Origin of the sequence: Thermosynechococcus sp., from assembly GCF_046299655.1 — a bacterium.
Taxonomy (GTDB): domain Bacteria; phylum Cyanobacteriota; class Cyanobacteriia; order Thermosynechococcales; family Thermosynechococcaceae; genus Thermosynechococcus.
Genome location: NZ_JBKBHZ010000001.1, coordinates 62,622 through 78,943, shown reverse-complemented (window position 1 = coordinate 78,943; position 16,322 = coordinate 62,622). Strand labels below are relative to the sequence as shown.

Sequence of the window (16,322 nt, the reverse complement as noted above, 5' to 3'; positions counted from 1 at the left end):
AGGAAGGAATAGCCTTCAATGATTTGGAACAGGTCTGCCCTCAGAGTTACGTCGCGTCTCCCCTTTCTCTCCTGAAAGAAGGCTGTACAATAATTTATAAAGTTTTCAGGAAACCTTTTAGGAGGTTTTGGCAATGGATTGGCGCGTTTTAATTGTCCTGTTACCGGTCTTGCTGGCTGCCGCTTGGGCGGTGCGCAACATTCTGCCCTATGCCATCAAGCAGTTTCAAAAACTCATGCAGAAAGCAAAAGCGGCCTAGATGGTTGATAGCTTTTTCTCCTAGCGGCTGAGCCTCCCCAAGGAACTCTGTATTTAGTGTTTCACTTTGGGGAGAGCTTTTTATAATGGAGGGAGATATTGTTAAGTTTTGTAAATTAGCTTTTAGGTGACTACTATGCCCTCCCTCGAACAGCTTGCCCAGCAACTGGAGAGTCCCAACTCCCGCGATCGCCTGCTAGCGCTAGCCGCGCTACGGGATGTCCCCTCTGCGGATGCCGTACCCCTGATTAAAAAAGCTCTTTGGGATGAAAATCTCCAGATTCGCTCAATGGCGGTGTTTGCCCTTGGGGTTAAATCCACACCCGAGTGCTTTGACATCTTAGTGCGTTTGCTCGAAACCGAACCGGACTACGGCATTCGTGCCGATGCCGCCGGAGCCTTGGGCTATCTTGAAGATGAACGTGCCTTTGAACCTCTAGTGCGCGCTTTTTATGAAGACACCGATTGGTTAGTGCGCTTTAGTGCTGCTGTGGCGCTGGGCAATCTCAAGGATCCCCGCGCGGTGCAGGTGTTGCGCTCAGCCCTGAAAAGTGAGGAAGCCGTAATGCTGCAAGGGGCGATCGCGGCCCTAGGGGAAATTGGCGATCCCAGTGTCGTTGAAGATATTTTGCCCTTTGTGACCGCAGAGGATTGGCTAGTACGGCAACGGCTTGCTGAAGCTCTGGGCAACCTACCGAGTCCGAAAACCCAAGCCGCCCTAGAATACTTGGCCAAAGACGATCATCCCCATGTGGCGACAGCAGCCCAGATTTCTTTGCAACGCTTGCAAGAACGACTTTCCTCTGAAGTTCAGAGCACTGACAATTGAGATCAAACTTTTTTGCCCACTGCGGTTTCTGCCACAACTCTCTAAACTGGAAAGAAAGGCGCGGCATCCGCAGTAACCTGTTTCTATGGCTATCCGAATTAAGTTTCTTCCTTACCTCGTGGCAGTGCTGATCGGGGTGATAGGTGCGGTTATTCTTTCGCAGCTACATTTTACGCTTTGGTGGGAGCCAGACCTGCTGAATCAACCGCCGCCGATTGTCGAAGCAGAACCTGAAACCACGACTGTTCAGCCCTTGCCCCCTCCCTCGGCTCCCGCCAACCCGCAACCGAATGGGCTGCGCATTAGTAATCAAACGGCCTTTCCTGTGCGCGTGGTGTTGCTTGCCGCCCGCGATCGCGCCCATCCTAATAAAAGTGCTGTTCACTGGGATTTTGCCCCCATGGAGGGCAGTATTAAGGGATTACTGTTAACCCTACCAGAAGGTAAGCTCACCCTCCAATCGGGGGATATTCTTCTTGCGTTTACCCTCGATGGCTCCAAGCGCTACTGGGGACCCTATGTCATTGGTGAAAATGAGGAACTGCAGCGCGATCGCCAAACACAGGAATGGCAATTAACGCTGCGTCCTTAAAAGAGGGATACAGCCCTCAGGGTATATCCAGCCCCGAAAACCCTTGGGCTGCTCCCTCAACTTTATTGAGATTTATTGAGAATTGAGATTGATTGAGAGGCTAGACACTGCCTCTGTGGAGCAGCCTAGTGGTGAGCTTTCGCCACTACCTTAGTGCCGTGGTGATTTTCCTCTTGGGAAGTGGGGCGGGGTTGAATGACGCCATAGCCCCCATGATTCCGCTCATAGACGACGTTGATTTCTCCCGTATCGCGATTGCGGAAGACATAGAAGTCGTGATCCACCATTTCGAGGTGCTCAAGGGCTTCTTGGATGGTCATGGGGGGCATGGCAAAGTATTTCATGCGCACCACTTGTTCGGGCAGGTGCGGCGTGCGATCGCCCACTAAGTCCGTTACCACTGCCGGTTTCACCACACTGTTGGTATCTTTAGCGCGGGACTTATCTTGGCGTTTTTCTTTGAGTTTACGGAGTTTACGTGCAATTTTGTCAGCCACAAGATCAATACTGGCATAGAGATTTTCACTGCTTTCCTCGGCACGAATCACTGAGCCATTCACAAATAGGGTCACTTCAGCAGTTTGTTGCGGGGCTGTACTGCGATTGCGAGCCACGGAAAGATGCACGTCAACTTCGTTAATCAGATTCTGGAAATGATTGGTGGCTCGCTCCATTTTTTGGTTTACATAGCTGCGAATACCATCCGTAATCTCAATGTTTTTACCGTGAATCACTAGCCTCATAGGGTTGCCTCCCCTGAGCAAAACAGATACATCTAAGGCTGATCTACTTCCACCCTAGCATCTCCGTATCGGGGATTACAGGGCATCCTGAGGCTCTTCACCTTTATTCGTGTTCTGTGATAATTCTTATCCTCTAGCTCTTGACAATCTGGCACTCCTATGAAAGCTGCCCTTGGCTGGCATTGTGCCTTGGGGATCATTCCCTACCGCGATGCTTGGCGCTGGCAACAGCAACTGGTGGCTGAGCGCTGCCACGATCCCACTGCTCGAGATGTCCTACTCACCTTGGAGCATCCCCCCATCTATACCCTTGGTCAAGGGGCAACCAACGCCCACATTCACTTTGATCCCGTCGCTATGGGCATTGAGGTATTGCGCATTGAGCGCGGAGGCGATGTCACCTACCACTGCCCCGGCCAATTGGTGGCCTACCCGATTTTGAATTTACGCCGTCATCGCTGCGATCTGCATTGGTATCTCCACCAGTTGGAGGAAGTCATCATTCAAACCCTAGGGCACTATGGCCTTAAAGGGGAGCGCGTTGCTGGCCTTACCGGTGTTTGGGTGGAGGGGTACAAGGTGGCCGCCATTGGGATCAAGGTGACCCGTTGGATTACCTTCCACGGTCTTGCCCTCAATGTGGTGAACGATTTGAAGGGCTTTCGTCACATTGTCCCCTGTGGCATTGGCGATCGCCCTGTCGGGAACCTACGGCAGTTTTGTGCCGACATCGATTTAGAGGACGTGCGTCAGCAGTTTGTTGCTGCCTTTGGCCGTGTTTTTGCCCTCGAATTTGCCCCCAAAGCCCTTGCCGATCTGCTGATCCCCGTCTCTAGTTGACAAAGTTTAATCTTTATTTCAGGAATCGGCTGTTATGAATTGGCAACTTTCGGGGCAAAATTTAAGTCTAAGTAGATTAGGATACAGGCCAATTCCCTCTCACCTGCTAGGCTAACCCTATACAAACCTCAGCTTTATCAGTGCGAGTCGTCATCTTCATCGCGATAAATCTTTTATCTAAATTCTTCCTTGCCAAATACTGTTTAGAATCTGTGCTGCTATGATGAACGACCCTTCCAAAACCCCATCCCCTACACCCACTGTTAGCACCGACATGGTGCGCACATACCTACAGGAAATTGGGCGCGTGCCACTGCTGACCCATGAACAGGAAATTATTCTGGGTAAACAGGTACAGCAAATGATGGCACTGCGGGAAAAACGCGAGGCTCTCACGAAAGAACTGGGACGTGAACCAACCTTTGAAGAATGGGCGGCAGCCTGTAATCTCACGCCGACGGAACTGCGCAATCTCCTCAAGCGTGGCGAGCGCGCCAAGCAAAAAATGATTGAAGCCAACCTGCGGCTTGTGGTTTCAGTGGCCAAGAAGTATCAAAAACGGAACCTAGAATTGCTGGATCTGGTACAAGAGGGTACCCTTGGCCTCGAACGCGGTGTGGAAAAGTTTGATCCGACGCGGGGCTACAAGTTCTCGACCTATGCCTACTGGTGGATTCGTCAGGCCATTACACGGGCGATCGCCCAACAGGCGCGCACAATTCGGCTGCCCATCCACATCACCGAGAAGCTGAACAAGATCAAACGTACCCAGCGCGAACTGGCGCAAAAACTGGGACGGAGTGCCACGCCAGCAGAAGTTGCCGCAGCGCTAGAACTGGAGCCGGAGCAAATTCGTGAGTATCTGACCTTAGCGCGGCAGCCGGTTTCCCTCGACCTGCGGGTGGGGGACAATCAGGACACTGAACTCGGTGAACTGCTCGAGGATGACAGTGTTTCGCCAGAGCAATTTACCACGGTGGAGTCCCTGCGGGAGGATGTCAACCTGTGGCTAGCGGAACTCACCCCACAGCAACGGCAGGTGTTGACTTTGCGCTATGGGTTGCGGGACGGTCAAGAGCTGTCCCTTGCCAAGGTGGGTGAGCAACTCAATCTCAGCCGTGAGCGGGTGCGGCAACTGGAGCGACAAGCCCTCGATCACCTGCGGCGGCGGCGCCAGCAACTCTATGAATACTTGGCCAGCTAAGGCGTGGATTGAGGCCCTAAATCTACAACCCCATCCAGAGGGGGGCTATTTCCGCGAGGTCTATCGCTCCGCAGGGAGCATTCCGCAGGCAGTGTTGCCCTCAGGATTTCAGGGGGGCGATCGCCCCTACTGTACAAGTATTTACTTCTTGCTCCCCGCCACGGCCTGTTCGCGACTGCACCGCATTGCCAGTGATGAACTGTGGCACTTTTACGCAGGGAGTAGCCTAACTATTCATGTGATTCTACCGACGGGCGAGTATCAACCCCTGCGCTTGGGGATGAATATCGATCAGGGGGAGCAATTGCAACAGGTGGTACCGGCGGGGGCATGGTTTGGAGCAACGGTGGATACCCCAGACAGTTTTAGTCTAGTGGGCTGTACAGTAGCACCGGGCTTTGATTTTCGGGATTTTGAATTGGGCGATCGCCAGCGGCTCCAAGCCCAGTTTCCCCAACACGCAAGATTGATTGAACGCTTGACCCCCTAGACATTAAAGAGCGTTTGCAACCGACGACGAATCCACTGTAGGGGAGAGAGGCTTTTGATATCTTGGGAGTCCACTAGACCCAGTTCTTGGAGAACCTGCTGCCGCGCCGCTAGCTCATGGGCAATCTCTTCTGCCAATTGGGGTTGGGCTTGTAGGAGTCGCTGTACTGCTGAGCGGTGAACCACAAATAGAACTGTTTCTTCCAAGGCTCGCACAGTAGCTGATCGTGGCATCCCCGTCAGAACTGCAATTTCCCCAAAAAACTCTCCTTCATAGAGGGTTGCTAAAATCTGATTCAGATGTTCCGAGCGAACTTCCACAGAGCCATCAAGGATAATGTAAAAGGCATCCCCCGGATCCCCCTCATAGCAGATAATTTCTCCCACACCGTAAAATTGGCGATTGCCCAGCTCAATGAGCATTTGCAATTCCGCATTGGAGCAGCGGGAAAAACAACTGATATTGCGCAATAAATCAGCAAGGGAGGGTTCGGTTTTGGCCATTTCGGGAACCGCTGGCTCAGTCACTGCTGAGGTTTCAGGGGCATTAGCCACAGAACGGCGGTAATGATGGGCCAAAGAACGCAGTTCTCCCAAGTCGCGCAACCGTAAATCCACTTGGGGAAAGGGAATCTCAATTTGTCGCCGCCGCAGCTCTTGCTCAATTAAAAAATTGAGGGCGCTTTTAATGGGTTCAGAATCTTGGGGGCGATTAATCCAGACCAGCAGCTCAAAGAGGTAGGCATGCTCGCCAAAGCCGCGAAACCAAACACTGGGGGGTGGCGTGAGCAAAACGCGCGGATCCTGACGGGCAGCACTGAGGAGCGCTTCGGTGACGAGAACCGTATCACTGCCGTAGGCGACACTCACGGGGATATGAATGCGGGTATCGGGGCTACCATAGCTCCAGTTGACGACATTTTTTTCAATAAAGCGGTTGTTGGGAACAATCACGTACTGGCTATCGTTAGTGCGGATAATCGTGGCGCGAATTGAGATTTTCTCCACCGTGCCCAGCAGGCCATCCACTTCAATAAAATCCCCGACTTTGATTGGATGTTCTAGCAAAATCGCTAGGCCACTAATAAAGTTACTGGCGAGGGTTTGCAAACCAAAACCAAAACCGATCCCCAAGACCCCTGCCAATACCGTGAGGGAACTGAGGTCAATGCCGGCAGTTTGCAAAACGATAACAAAACCAATAAAACTCAGGCTATAGCTAACTACACGGGTGATGGTTTCTTGGCTACCCCGATCTACCCGTAACTGCATGAGAATCCGATTCTTTAGCCACTCACTCACCCAGCGGGAGATAAAAATCACCGCAAGGGACAAAAAGAGGATGAGAAAGAGAAAGTTCAGGGTAACTTTGGTACGCCCCAATTCCATAAAGGGGGTGTTGAACACCACTGCCACCCGCTGGAGGAGAAACTGAATTGTGCTGCCAATGCGCTCATGCCAAGGGGAAAGACTTTGAACGGATTGCAGAATCCAAGATAAAACGAGTGACCAGAGTAAAATTCGCAGTGTCAGGCGCAGTAGACTAACGCTGAGGGAGAGCCATGGCTGGGATTGGTGGCTAGCTTTTGGGTTAAGCCGTCGTTGCAGTTGAGAAATCCCCAGTTTCAGGAGCAGCCAATCGATGAGGATGGCAATGCCAACAATCCCCACAATTTGAGCGGCTTCAATGAACGCGACCCGCAGCCGTTGAGTTCGCGCCAGTTGAGCAATGAGAAAACTTGTAGGGGCTGCCGCTAAAAATAGACTCAGGTACTTAATCATGATCCCAAAGATTGTGCGCGAGCGGCTTTAATGACTGCCACCACGTCGGCATGTTTCCCGTCCAGCGCCCACACCAAAGCGGTCCAAGAATTCTGATCCTTAGCGTTGAGATCGGCACCTGCGGCAATCAGTTGTTTGACCGTAGCTGTTTGTCCTTTGGCTGCTGCGGCCATTAAAGGCGTCAGCCCGAAAGTAGTTTGGGCGTTGACATTTGCGCCAGCGGCCAGCAGTTTTTCCACAATGGCGGTGTGTCCCCCACCTGCGGCAGCCATCAATGGCGTCCAGCCGTCACTGTCCCCCTGGTTGACATCAGCGCCTGCAGCGATGAGAGCTTCAACGATTGCAGTGTGTCCCAGTTCTGCAGCTAGAGCTAAAGCTTCGGGTTTAATCTCGATACCGTGGGCGATCGCCGCTTGGACAGCGGTCAGGTCTCCTTGCTGAATTGCGGTTTCAATAGCCGTCAAATCCTGCGTCATTGCCTGTAGCCTGCCTCTAATAAAGAAAAGATAATCTATCTGGGTTTAAGCTATCTGCGTTAAAATGAGGTCTGCATTGAGTTCAGGATGGCATGCCATGGATATTATCACGCTCGGTTGGGTGGGTGTTCTCAGTGTCTTTACGCTCTCCATTGCCTTTGTGGTCTGGGGTCGCCACGGCATGTAGCCACCTAGGGCTGGAGCAATGACGGTTTCATTGGCGGATCTGCTGGTTCTGGTAGCCTTGTTGCTGCTGATCGTCGTGACCGGTGGCATTGGCTATCTGACTTTTGCGGAGTGGCGCGATCGGCGGCGTCTGCAAGCGGAGCAAAAAGAACAACGACGGGGGCGTAAACGGTAATGGTGTCTCCTCTCCGGCTTTTGGGCGATCGCCTCCTCAGTGCCCTCCAAACCGCCCTTCCCCTAGACACCCATCCCCAGCCCTTACTCCTGCCGGCCAGTCAAGCCAAGTTTGGTGACTATCAATCCAATGTTTGCCTCAGCCTCGCCAAACAGGTGGGCAGGGCGCCGCGGGAACTGGCTCAAGAGATTATTGCCCATCTCAATGTTGACGATATCTGTCAACCCGTCGAAATTGCCGGCCCCGGCTTCCTCAATTTTCGTCTCAAGCCAGACTTTTTAGCCCGCAGCCTACAGGCGGCGCTGGGGAGCGATCGCTTGGGGATTCCCCTGACCCCTCAGCCGCGACGGGTAGTGGTGGATTTTTCCAGCCCCAACATTGCCAAGGAAATGCACGTCGGTCACCTGCGCTCCACTATTATTGGGGACTGCATTGCCCGCATTCTTGAATTTCAAGGCCACGATGTCCTGCGGCTCAACCATGTGGGGGACTGGGGAACCCAGTTTGGCATGCTCATTGCCTACCTTGATGAGGTGTATCCCGACGCCCTCACCACCGCCAATGCCCTTGATTTGGGAGACTTGGTGACATTCTACAAAAAGGCTAAGCAACGCTTTGACAGTGATCCTGACTTTCAGCAAAAGGCACGGCAGCAGGTGGTGGCGCTTCAGCAGGGGGAAGAACACAGTCGCCGCGCTTGGCAACTTCTGTGTGAGCAGTCTCGCCGCGAGTTTCAAAAGATTTACGATTTGCTCGATATTCAACTCACAGAGCGGGGGGAGTCCTTCTATAATCCCTTTTTGCCGGCAGTGATTGAGGACTTGGCGGCTCTCGGCCTCTTGGTGGAAGATCAGGGGGCAAAGGTGGTCTTCTTAGAAGGTTTCACAAATAAAGAGGGACAACCCCAACCCTTGATTATTCAAAAGTCCGATGGTGGCTACAACTACGCAACCACGGATTTAGCCGCCCTGCGCTATCGGATTGAACAGGATCGGGCGGACTGGATTATTTACGTCACCGATGTTGGGCAGTCCACCCACTTTGCCCAAGTCTTTCAAGTGGCGCAGCGCGCAGGCTGGGTGCCTCCCTATGTAACGCTGACCCATGTCCCCTTTGGTTTGGTACTCGGGGAAGATGGCAAACGCTTGAAAACCCGTTCTGGGGAAACAATTCGCCTGATGGATTTGTTGACGGAAGCGATCGCCTGCAGTCGAGCGGATTTAGAACAGCGTCTTGCCACTGAAGGCCGTAGCGAATCTCCTGAATTCATTGACACTGTGGCACGGGCGATCGGTATTGGTGCGGTCAAGTACGCAGATCTCAGCCAAAACCGCAACAGCAACTACGTCTTTAGCTACGACAAAATGCTCTCCTTGCAGGGGAACACCGCTCCCTATTTGCTCTATGCCTATGTGCGGGTTCAAGGCCTCACTCGGCGTGGTGACATTGACTGGCGTACCCTTTCACCAGATACCCCCTTATTCCTAGAGGATGAGACTGAGCAAAACCTTGCCAAGCACCTTGTGCAACTGGAGGAAACCCTCGACTTTGTGAGTGCTGAGCTATTGCCCAACCGCCTCTGTCAATACCTCTTTGAGCTGAGCCAGCTTTTCAACCAGTTCTACGATCGCTGTCCCATCCTCTCTGCTCCTGAACCGACGAAACAATCCCGTCTCACCCTCGCCTATCTCACCGCCCAAACCCTCAAGCTAGGGCTATCCCTACTGGGGATTCAAGTTTTGGATCGGATTTAGCGCCTCCTCACTACACTGGGGCCTGAGGCGCAGCACCACTGTTTTTTCTCAGAGTTTCTAGAGCATGGGCAGCTTATTCTCCAATCTCTTATTGGCGGTCATGTTCCTATTGATGTGGCCCCATCTCTACCTCGTACAGTTTTACTTTTGGCTATTTCGCCGCAAGGTGCCCGACGAAATAGAACTGGGGGGGCTGTTTATCCTGTTGGTCATGGCAGTGGGGACAGGCCTCGGTTTCTTTGGGAGCCTTGCCGTTGCGGGTCTTCTGTTGCCGTGGCTTTGGCCTGCGGTGAGGCAGGAATGGCGATGGTTCAGCGTTGCTGCAATTTACTTTGGGAATTCCCTGATTTGGTTTGAGCTGGGCTATCGCTGGGCGCAGCGGGAAGCAACCCGTTTACGGCGCTGAGTGCGTTCTATTCCTCGGAAAAGAGCTGTAAGATACACTGGTTGTTTGTGGGTTGTTTGTGCAGTTGCAGCAGCACAATGATTAAAAATGATTAAAAATGACGTTTGGATTCGGGCGATGGCGGCTCAAGGCATGATTCAGCCCTTTGAACCGACCCTGGTGCGGCGGGTCTCAGAGCAGCCGGTGATTAGCTTTGGTCTGTCTTCCTACGGGTATGATATTCGCCTCAGCCCCAAGGAATTTCGCATCTTTCGCCATGTGCCGGGGACGGTGGTGGATCCCAAAAACTTTAACCCCGCGAATCTGGAATCTGCACCCCTGCATGAAGATGCCAATGGTGCTTTTTTTATTTTGCCCGCCCATTCCTACGGCCTTGGGGTGGCGCTAGAACGGCTACAGGTTCCCGAAAATGTCACGGTGCTGTGTATTGGCAAAAGCTCCTATGCCCGCGCCGGGATTATTGCCAACCTGACACCGGCAGAAGCGGGCTGGCGAGGCCATCTGACTTTGGAATTCTCGAATTCCTCTAGTGCCGACTGTCGCATCTATGCCAATGAGGGGGTCGTGCAGTTGCTCTTTTTTGAGGGGGAACCTTGTGATGTGAGTTATGAAACCCGGCGGGGCAAATATCAAGATCAACCAGAGGCTGTCACCCTAGCACGGGTTTGACTCAGTTGCTGCAACAGCCGTTGGGGTCCATACTGTCCCCATTGATAGCCCTGCTGAAGATAAGGGGCTAGGCGGCGGCGAATCTGTTGGTAGCCCCAGAAGATCACTCCCCCCTCCAAGAAAACATTGGTATTTATCCCCCAAAGTTCACTGCCGAAGGTCAAGCCTTGCCAACTAGAAAGATAAATTGCCGCATACCACAGTAAGACAAACTGACTTAGACCCCCAAAGGCCGGCAGAGGAAAGGGCACGGCGTAGGCTTGGCAGGCCTTGCGGATATAGGCAAGGGTACTGATTATCGCCAGCACCACGTCGAAAAATCCTCCTGGCAGCAGCAGGCTACCCATCATCTGTGCGGTTAACCAAGGCCATGCCGATGTGTCTTGCGTGCCCAGCGCTGCCCCGAGGTTCTGTTCGACTTGACTGGCTTGGTGGAGAATGCGCAGGGCACGAGCTTGGGGAGCCTCCTGTTGCAGCCACTGTTGAAGAAGCTGGCGCAGTTCTGGAATGCCTTGACCCGTTGTGCTGCTTACAGCAATGCCTTTGGCCATGGGTGGGTAGAGATCTGCTTTGGTGCAAATGAGCTTGTGGGGAATCCTAAGGGTATCTAGGCGATCGCGGGCTTCGTCTTCGACGCGGGTGAGACTGTCTTGGGTAACAAAAAGGACAAGATCAGCCGTTTCAACAGCGCGCCATGTCATGCTTTCCCGCTCATTACCCGCCACTTCATCTAGGCCGGGGGTATCGGTGAGATCCACGAGTTGCTCCTGCCAGTAGCAGCGAACCGTTCGTGGCCATTGAGTCGTGCCATGAATGGCACCCACGGGAAAAATCGCTTCGCCATAGAGGGCATTCAAAAGGGCTGACTTGCCGCGGCTGACTTGACCAAGGACAACAATGTGCCATGCCCGCTGCTGGAGGCGATCGCGCAACTCATAGAGGGGCTGCCATTGGGCACTCCATTGCGGATGGTGCACCTGATGCCACGCGAGGAGTTCCTCTAGACATTTAGCCGTTATGTCTAGGACGGGGAGGCTACTCACGGCGAAAAAGGGACCAATTGGAGGCCACGACTAAGGCAACCGCAGCAATTAGGACAGCAGGTAAGGGAATCACCCACTGCCGTAGGTGCAATACGGCTTCGCTGAGCAGGAACAAAATGATAAAGCTGGCGATCGCAATCCCCATAGGCTAGCGGCGGCGAGGCGGTTCTTCTAAAAACAACGCTTTTTGACCATTGGGCAAGGTAGCATCGCGCAATGTCCGCACCCGTGCTAGGCGATCGCGCCCCCCGAGAATGGCATCCACCAACTGCGCCCCCACGAGAATGGCTCGATCCAAACGGGTGATGAGTAGGCTTGCCCCGCTGAGGTTGGCATTGGTGAGATTGGCCTTGGTTAAATCAGCGTTATTGAGGATGGCGCCCCTAAGATTGGCACCGCTGAGGTTAGCACCGCGTAAATTGGCGGCATTGAGGTTAGCGCCCCGCAGATCAGCACCCTGCAGATTTCGTCCCCGCAAGTGGGCATAGCTGAGATCGCAGTTAGGACAGTTACCCGTGCGCCGCAGTTGTTCTAGATGGTCAGGATTGGCGGCCCAAGCAGGCGCACTGACTAGGAGCAGGAAAAGGGCAGGCGCAACCTTAGCAAGCATCGCACTCTCTCAACGGTTCTATACTGGACATCCTAACCTACGCAGGTTGTACCAGATTTTCAAGGCCATCCACCACCTTAGCCGAGAGAATCTTATCCCCTTGGCGCAGTTGCCGCAGGGTTTCTTGCCCCTCTACGACATAGCCAAAGACAGCATAGCGACCATCCAAAAGGTTGAGTCCTGCGGGCGTCAGTTCCGGTTCAAAGAGCAAAAAGAAAAATTGTGATGAGCCACCATTGGGATCATCGTTGGGACGTGCTAAGGCGACGGTGCCATAGGCGGAAAAGGGGAGCACGGGATGTTCTAGATAACGCCCCGCATCCTCAAGGGTAATGCCATAGAGGGGATACTTGTCGCCCTCCACCAGAATTTCAAGGGGAATAGCACGGTACTGGTTTGTTTTCGGATCAACAAAGCCCACTTCCGGCCCCGGCGGATCCCCTGCTTGCAGCACATAGGATTCCTCAGCACGGGTAAAGGGCAAGCCATCGTAGAAGTGGCGCTGCACCAAGTCCACAAAGTTGCCAGCGGTCAGGGGGGCACTGTAACCATCGACAACAATTGTCAGATTGCCCTTGGTGGTTTCCATTTCCACGGTGGCACGACCCAGTAATCGCGGCAAGTTCTCATAGCCCTTGGGAGGCGTGTAGCTAAAGTTTTGTACCATCATGGCCTCCAAGTCTCCCACTTTGTCGAGGGCAGCCGCTTTAGCGGGGAGAAGTTGGTTGCGATCTTTGGCTTTGGCGGCTTCTTGAAGCGTATCGAGGGAGGTCTCTAACTCCGCCAAGAGCGTTTTGGCGGCCGCCTGTTTCTCGGCAGGGATACTGTTGAGCAGTTCATCGGCGCGATCGCGCACAATGGCTTTCGCCCTGCTGACGTTGTTGGCAATTTTTGACCACTGTTTGCCACGCACCCAGAAAGAGATTTGTTCTAAGTCCTTTTGCAGTTCTCGTACCGTTGGATTGTCAATCGGTAAAGCCCAACGGAGCAGGGCTTTGGGATCAGTAATGGCATTCCCTTGGGGTAAGGCCGCCATTAACGGCTGGTCAAGGGGCAGCGCGATCGCCAGCGGCGGCAGCAGGAATGTACCCAACCAGAGGAGCAGGATGACCAGAGGCGCTAGCCAGCTTTTGCGTCGTTTCACCGTTTCTTCCCATGACCTCGTCTCCCCTCAGTGTATCGGACAGGGCGATCGCCCTCCAAGGGGGCACTTTTCATTTTTCTTTCATTTTCTTAGCGTCCCGTGTTAGGATAGAAATTATGAAACGATTATGAAAACTGCTAATAGTGCGTGGTTTGAGTTGGGTACTGGTGGGAGTTCTCTTGGTAGGCGGCTGTGCAGCTCTTGCTCCGGAGAATCGGCAAGAGACCCGCCAAACCCAAACCGATAGGAATGAACGCCCTTTAGTGCTGACCACGTTTACAGTCCTTGCCGATATGGCGCAACAGGTGGCGGGCGATCGCCTGCGGGTGGAGTCACTGATTAAATCGGGAGCAGAAGTCCACGGCTATGAATTTACCCCCAGTGACCTTGTGCGGGGACAGGAAGCCGCCCTCATTTTAGAAAATGGCCTTGGCCTCGAACGCTGGGGCGATCGCTTCTACAACAGCCTACCGAATGTGCCCCGCGTCACGCTCACAGAGGGGATTATCCCCATTCCTATTCAGGAGGACGCCTACCGAGGTCAACCCAACCCCCATGCCTGGATGTCACCCCAGAATGCCCTGATTTACGTCGAGAACATTCGCAAAGCACTCACAGAACTGGATCCTGCTGGTGCTGAGATTTATGCCGCCAACGCCGCAGCCTATAAAGCCCAAATTCGCGCCCTTGATCAAGAGCTACGTCAAGCCCTAGCCGCCCTCCCTGCCAATAAACGCTACATTGTCACCTGTGAAGGAGCCTTCTCCTACCTTGCGCGGGACTACGACCTTGAAGAAGTTTACATCTGGCCAGTCAATGCCGATCAGGAGGGGACGCCCCGCCAAATTACGCGGGTAATTGACATTGTGCAGCAGCAACGGATTCCCGCTGTCTTCTGTGAAAGTACCGTCAATTCAGGGCCTCAACAACAAGTAGCACGAGAGTCTGGCGCTACATTTGCTGGCATTTTCTATGTGGATTCCCTATCGCCCCCTGAGGGCAATGCCCCCACCTACCTTGACTTGCTCAGGTACAACATCAACACCCTTGTTCGTGGTCTCAGCGGGAGGACAGCCTCATGATTTCTAGCCCTACCATTGATTTACAAGATGTGACAGTGACCTATCATCGCCATCTCGCCCTCCATGGCGCAACGCTGCAACTGCCCGCCGGCACGATCTGTGGCGTGGTGGGCAGAAATGGTGCTGGCAAATCCACCCTTTTCAAGGCCATCCTAGGGTTTGTCAAGCCGATCCGAGGCCAAGTGCGCATTCATGGCTTACCCCGACAGCAGGTACAACGGCAGTCCCTTGTGGCCTATGTGCCCCAAAGTGAAGATGTGGATTGGCAGTTTCCCCTACGAGTCTGGGATGTCGTGATGATGGGGCGCTATGGCAAGATGAACTGGCTGCGCCAACCAACGGGGCGCGATCGCCAGCGGGTACGGGAAAGTCTAGAGCAAGTGGAACTGTGGCCCCTGCGGTACCGCCCAATTGGCGAACTCTCGGGGGGACAAAAGAAGCGGATGTTCCTTGCCCGCGCCTTTGCCCAAGAAGCCCAAGTGTTGCTCCTAGATGAACCCTTTGCAGGTGTGGATGTGAAAACGGAGAAGCTGATTATTGATCTCCTCATGGCGGAGCGGCAGAAGGGGCACACAATTCTCATCTCCACCCACGATCTCTCCTCGATTACCACCTTTTGTGACCAAGTGGTGCTGGTAAACCGCAGCATCCTAGCCTATGGCCGCACCAGTGAGGTCTTTACCCCTGAAAATCTCTCGCGAGCCTTCGAGGGATCCCTGCGGATCCCCCGCCGCTGTGACTAGCCCCGACGAATCGGCGTACCACAGGGATAGGTGGCGACAGGTGCTTCGGTGGGCAGGTCTTTTACCTTGTGCTGAAGTTGGGCTTGCAGGTAGAGCTGCTGCAGGCGTTCGACCATTTCGCCGCGGCGATCGTAGAGCCGTTTCAGGGGACGGGGTCGGCAGCGATTGAGGCAGTAGGCGGTGAGGATGGGAAGAGCGATCGTGCTATCGGTGTAGCAGACCACGGTATCCCGCAACCCTTGGGGATCCACCTTGCCCCAACTGACGGCTTCGCTGGGCACAGCCCCTGAGAGGCCACCCGTATCCGGCCGCGCATCGGTAATCTGAATAAAGTAATCGTGCCCCCGTTCCTCTAATCCCAAAACTTCGTGAATCTGTGGCTGGGTTTGCAGCAGGAAGTTTTTCGGACTGCCACCACCAATAATGAGAGCGGCACTCTTACCATTGCCCTCAGCGGCTTCGCGGGCAAAGTAGGCAATGGCAGCGGTTTCATTGACATCAATGGCGGGGTCAATGATGAGTTTCGACCCTTCGAGGGCGATCGCCGCCACATTCATGCCAATGGAACTATCCCCCGGAGAGGAGGTGTAAATGGGCACACCACACTCATAGGCCGTAGCCAAGAGACAGGAATGGGGTTGTCCCCGCTGTACTTCCAGTTCCCGCACATAGCGCCCTAGGTGGTAGTGAAACTCGGCAGTGCCCATACGGCGTTGGAAGGTTTCGCTGCGCAGCACCTGCCGCAAAAAGGCATCGGTTTCAAGGAGCACATCGTAGCCAAAAATAATGTCATAGATGCGGATTTTGCTTTCTTTGCGCAGTTGCACATCATCCACAAAGGGATGCGCCGCATAGAGATCCATGCCGAGGGCATAGTGAATATCGTGGTAGAGGTTTGCCCCAGTGCTAATGATGTAATCAACAAATCCTGCACGCACTAAAGGCGCTAAGGCAGAGATACCCAACCCCGTGGGAGTCATCGCCCCCGAGAGGCTGAGGCCAACCGTCACCTCTGGCTGAAAGACCCGTTGGCTCAGGAGTTGGCAAATTTCCCGCAAGCGTGCCGAGTTGTAGGCTGTGAAGTATTTATCAATAAGTTCTGTTAAACTGATGTTGTCGGGAATGGGTGCCGGGATAATGGGGGTAGCAAATGCAGACATCGGTCGTTCCTCGCAAGCTAAGTCCACAGCAGGCATAGCCGCTGAGTCAGAAATGTTCCTAACCACAGCACTACTGAACCCGCTGAGGGGTGTCTAGTGATTTTTAGTTATGAAAAACTTGAAGTGCAGTTACCGTG

21 protein-coding genes are annotated in these 16,322 nt (G+C 53.7%); 13 read left to right on the top strand and 8 right to left on the bottom strand.

What is annotated here, in order from left to right; genetic code table 11:
- The first annotated feature begins 133 nt into the window (after positions 1–133).
- The 3 genes from ACK4HN_RS00455 to ACK4HN_RS00445 all read left to right on the top strand — a co-directional run bounded on the left by ACK4HN_RS00455 (position 134) and on the right by ACK4HN_RS00445 (position 1,679).
- Positions 134–259, top strand: a complete 126-nt coding sequence (locus ACK4HN_RS00455) for a photosystem II protein Y (RefSeq protein WP_409853488.1) — start codon at positions 134–136, stop codon at positions 257–259.
- Positions 260–394: 135 nt separating this feature from the next.
- Positions 395–1,087 carry a HEAT repeat domain-containing protein gene (locus tag ACK4HN_RS00450; protein ID WP_409869301.1) on the top strand — a complete coding sequence of 231 codons (693 nt, stop codon included), beginning with the start codon at positions 395–397 and terminating at the stop codon, positions 1,085–1,087.
- 118 nt (positions 1,088–1,205) lie between these two features.
- A complete protein-coding gene (locus ACK4HN_RS00445) occupies positions 1,206–1,679 on the top strand; it encodes a hypothetical protein (protein WP_409869302.1) in 474 nt (157 codons plus the stop codon).
- Positions 1,680–1,804: 125 nt separating this feature from the next.
- Here ACK4HN_RS00445 and hpf read toward each other — a convergent pair whose 3' ends face one another.
- Positions 1,805–2,422 (bottom strand): ribosome hibernation-promoting factor, HPF/YfiA family, encoded by a 618-nt coding sequence (gene hpf, locus ACK4HN_RS00440; RefSeq protein WP_409869303.1) that lies wholly within the window; start codon positions 2,420–2,422, stop codon positions 1,805–1,807.
- Positions 2,423–2,581: 159 nt separating this feature from the next.
- Between hpf and lipB the strand changes: the two genes are divergently transcribed.
- The 3 genes from lipB (at position 2,582) to ACK4HN_RS00425 (ending at position 4,956) form a co-directional block, all read left to right on the top strand.
- Entirely contained in the window at positions 2,582–3,262 is a 681-nt protein-coding gene (gene lipB / locus ACK4HN_RS00435; RefSeq protein WP_409869304.1) for a lipoyl(octanoyl) transferase LipB, read from the top strand.
- A 220-nt stretch (positions 3,263–3,482) separates the two neighbouring features.
- Entirely contained in the window at positions 3,483–4,466 is a 984-nt protein-coding gene (locus ACK4HN_RS00430) for an RNA polymerase sigma factor, RpoD/SigA family (RefSeq protein ID WP_409869305.1), read from the top strand.
- Positions 4,447–4,956, top strand: a complete 510-nt coding sequence (locus ACK4HN_RS00425) for a cupin domain-containing protein (protein ID WP_409869306.1) — start codon at positions 4,447–4,449, stop codon at positions 4,954–4,956. Before ACK4HN_RS00430 ends, ACK4HN_RS00425 begins: the two co-directional genes overlap by 20 nt.
- Here ACK4HN_RS00425 and ACK4HN_RS00420 read toward each other — a convergent pair.
- Positions 4,953–6,737 carry a mechanosensitive ion channel domain-containing protein gene (locus ACK4HN_RS00420; protein ID WP_409869307.1) on the bottom strand — a complete coding sequence of 595 codons (1,785 nt, stop codon included), beginning with the start codon at positions 6,735–6,737 and terminating at the stop codon, positions 4,953–4,955. The two genes, ACK4HN_RS00425 and ACK4HN_RS00420, sit on opposite strands and share 4 nt — an antisense overlap.
- Positions 6,734–7,213, bottom strand: coding sequence for an ankyrin repeat domain-containing protein (locus tag ACK4HN_RS00415; RefSeq protein ID WP_409852511.1), 480 nt, complete (start codon positions 7,211–7,213; stop codon positions 6,734–6,736). Before ACK4HN_RS00415 ends, ACK4HN_RS00420 begins: the two co-directional genes overlap by 4 nt.
- Before the next feature lie 97 nt (positions 7,214–7,310).
- Here ACK4HN_RS00415 and petN point away from each other — a divergent pair, with 97 nt between their 5' ends.
- The 5 genes from petN to dcd all read left to right on the top strand — a co-directional run bounded on the left by petN (position 7,311) and on the right by dcd (position 10,403).
- Complete coding sequence (gene petN / locus ACK4HN_RS00410) at positions 7,311–7,400, top strand: cytochrome b6-f complex subunit PetN (RefSeq protein WP_011056671.1); 90 nt, start codon at positions 7,311–7,313, stop codon at positions 7,398–7,400.
- Positions 7,401–7,418: 18 nt separating this feature from the next.
- Positions 7,419–7,574, top strand: coding sequence for a hypothetical protein (locus ACK4HN_RS00405; RefSeq protein WP_149817663.1), 156 nt, complete (start codon positions 7,419–7,421; stop codon positions 7,572–7,574).
- Positions 7,574–9,328, top strand: a complete 1,755-nt coding sequence (argS, locus tag ACK4HN_RS00400) for an arginine--tRNA ligase (RefSeq protein WP_409869308.1) — start codon at positions 7,574–7,576, stop codon at positions 9,326–9,328. The genes ACK4HN_RS00405 and argS overlap by 1 nt, the downstream gene beginning before the upstream one ends.
- Positions 9,329–9,392: 64 nt before the next feature.
- Positions 9,393–9,734, top strand: a complete 342-nt coding sequence (locus tag ACK4HN_RS00395; protein WP_409869309.1) for a hypothetical protein — start codon at positions 9,393–9,395, stop codon at positions 9,732–9,734.
- A gap of 87 nt (positions 9,735–9,821) precedes the next feature.
- Complete coding sequence (gene dcd / locus ACK4HN_RS00390) at positions 9,822–10,403, top strand: dCTP deaminase (RefSeq protein ID WP_409869310.1); 582 nt, start codon at positions 9,822–9,824, stop codon at positions 10,401–10,403.
- Here the strand turns inward: dcd and ACK4HN_RS00385 are convergent.
- The 4 genes from ACK4HN_RS00385 to ACK4HN_RS00370 are packed head-to-tail and all read right to left on the bottom strand — an operon-like array spanning position 10,370 to position 13,137.
- Positions 10,370–11,446, bottom strand: coding sequence for an Era-like GTP-binding protein (locus ACK4HN_RS00385; RefSeq protein WP_409869311.1), 1,077 nt, complete (start codon positions 11,444–11,446; stop codon positions 10,370–10,372). The two genes, dcd and ACK4HN_RS00385, sit on opposite strands and share 34 nt — an antisense overlap.
- Complete coding sequence (locus tag ACK4HN_RS00380; RefSeq protein WP_409869312.1) at positions 11,439–11,591, bottom strand: hypothetical protein; 153 nt, start codon at positions 11,589–11,591, stop codon at positions 11,439–11,441. The genes ACK4HN_RS00385 and ACK4HN_RS00380 overlap by 8 nt, the downstream gene beginning before the upstream one ends.
- Before the next feature lie 3 nt (positions 11,592–11,594).
- Positions 11,595–12,056: a pentapeptide repeat-containing protein gene (locus tag ACK4HN_RS00375; RefSeq protein WP_409869313.1), complete on the bottom strand. Its 462-nt coding sequence runs from the start codon at positions 12,054–12,056 to the stop codon at positions 11,595–11,597.
- 37 nt (positions 12,057–12,093) lie between these two features.
- Positions 12,094–13,137 (bottom strand): peptidylprolyl isomerase, encoded by a 1,044-nt coding sequence (locus tag ACK4HN_RS00370; protein WP_409852538.1) that lies wholly within the window; start codon positions 13,135–13,137, stop codon positions 12,094–12,096.
- Between the two features lie 206 nt (positions 13,138–13,343).
- Here ACK4HN_RS00370 and ACK4HN_RS00365 point away from each other — a divergent pair, with 206 nt between their 5' ends.
- A complete protein-coding gene (locus ACK4HN_RS00365; RefSeq protein ID WP_409869314.1) occupies positions 13,344–14,282 on the top strand; it encodes a metal ABC transporter substrate-binding protein in 939 nt (312 codons plus the stop codon).
- Positions 14,279–15,025, top strand: a complete 747-nt coding sequence (locus tag ACK4HN_RS00360; RefSeq protein WP_409869315.1) for a metal ABC transporter ATP-binding protein — start codon at positions 14,279–14,281, stop codon at positions 15,023–15,025. The genes ACK4HN_RS00365 and ACK4HN_RS00360 overlap by 4 nt, the downstream gene beginning before the upstream one ends.
- Here the strand turns inward: ACK4HN_RS00360 and ACK4HN_RS00355 are convergent.
- Positions 15,022–16,185, bottom strand: coding sequence for a homospermidine biosynthesis protein (locus tag ACK4HN_RS00355; protein WP_409877070.1), 1,164 nt, complete (start codon positions 16,183–16,185; stop codon positions 15,022–15,024). The two genes, ACK4HN_RS00360 and ACK4HN_RS00355, sit on opposite strands and share 4 nt — an antisense overlap.
- Positions 16,186–16,322 lie beyond the last annotated feature (137 nt).

Bases quoted from the DNA above. Each gene is read 5' to 3' on its own strand.
- ACK4HN_RS00455 (WP_409853488.1), top strand. From the start codon at position 134: ATGGATTGGCGCGTTTTAATTGTCCTGTTACCGGTCTTGCTGGCTGCC.
- ACK4HN_RS00450 (WP_409869301.1), top strand. From the start codon at position 395: ATGCCCTCCCTCGAACAGCTTGCCCAGCAACTGGAGAGTCCCAACTCC.
- hpf (WP_409869303.1), bottom strand. From the start codon at position 2,422: ATGAGGCTAGTGATTCACGGTAAAAACATTGAGATTACGGATGGTATT.
- lipB (WP_409869304.1), top strand. From the start codon at position 2,582: ATGAAAGCTGCCCTTGGCTGGCATTGTGCCTTGGGGATCATTCCCTAC.
- ACK4HN_RS00430 (WP_409869305.1), top strand. From the start codon at position 3,483: ATGATGAACGACCCTTCCAAAACCCCATCCCCTACACCCACTGTTAGC.
- ACK4HN_RS00425 (WP_409869306.1), top strand. From the start codon at position 4,447: ATGAATACTTGGCCAGCTAAGGCGTGGATTGAGGCCCTAAATCTACAA.
- ACK4HN_RS00420 (WP_409869307.1), bottom strand. From the start codon at position 6,737: ATGATTAAGTACCTGAGTCTATTTTTAGCGGCAGCCCCTACAAGTTTT.
- ACK4HN_RS00415 (WP_409852511.1), bottom strand. From the start codon at position 7,213: ATGACGCAGGATTTGACGGCTATTGAAACCGCAATTCAGCAAGGAGAC.
- petN (WP_011056671.1), top strand. From the start codon at position 7,311: ATGGATATTATCACGCTCGGTTGGGTGGGTGTTCTCAGTGTCTTTACG.
- ACK4HN_RS00405 (WP_149817663.1), top strand. From the start codon at position 7,419: ATGACGGTTTCATTGGCGGATCTGCTGGTTCTGGTAGCCTTGTTGCTG.
- argS (WP_409869308.1), top strand. From the start codon at position 7,574: ATGGTGTCTCCTCTCCGGCTTTTGGGCGATCGCCTCCTCAGTGCCCTC.
- ACK4HN_RS00395 (WP_409869309.1), top strand. From the start codon at position 9,393: ATGGGCAGCTTATTCTCCAATCTCTTATTGGCGGTCATGTTCCTATTG.
- dcd (WP_409869310.1), top strand. From the start codon at position 9,822: ATGATTAAAAATGACGTTTGGATTCGGGCGATGGCGGCTCAAGGCATG.
- ACK4HN_RS00380 (WP_409869312.1), bottom strand. From the start codon at position 11,591: ATGGGGATTGCGATCGCCAGCTTTATCATTTTGTTCCTGCTCAGCGAA.
- ACK4HN_RS00375 (WP_409869313.1), bottom strand. From the start codon at position 12,056: ATGCTTGCTAAGGTTGCGCCTGCCCTTTTCCTGCTCCTAGTCAGTGCG.
- ACK4HN_RS00360 (WP_409869315.1), top strand. From the start codon at position 14,279: ATGATTTCTAGCCCTACCATTGATTTACAAGATGTGACAGTGACCTAT.
- ACK4HN_RS00355 (WP_409877070.1), bottom strand. From the start codon at position 16,185: ATGTCTGCATTTGCTACCCCCATTATCCCGGCACCCATTCCCGACAAC.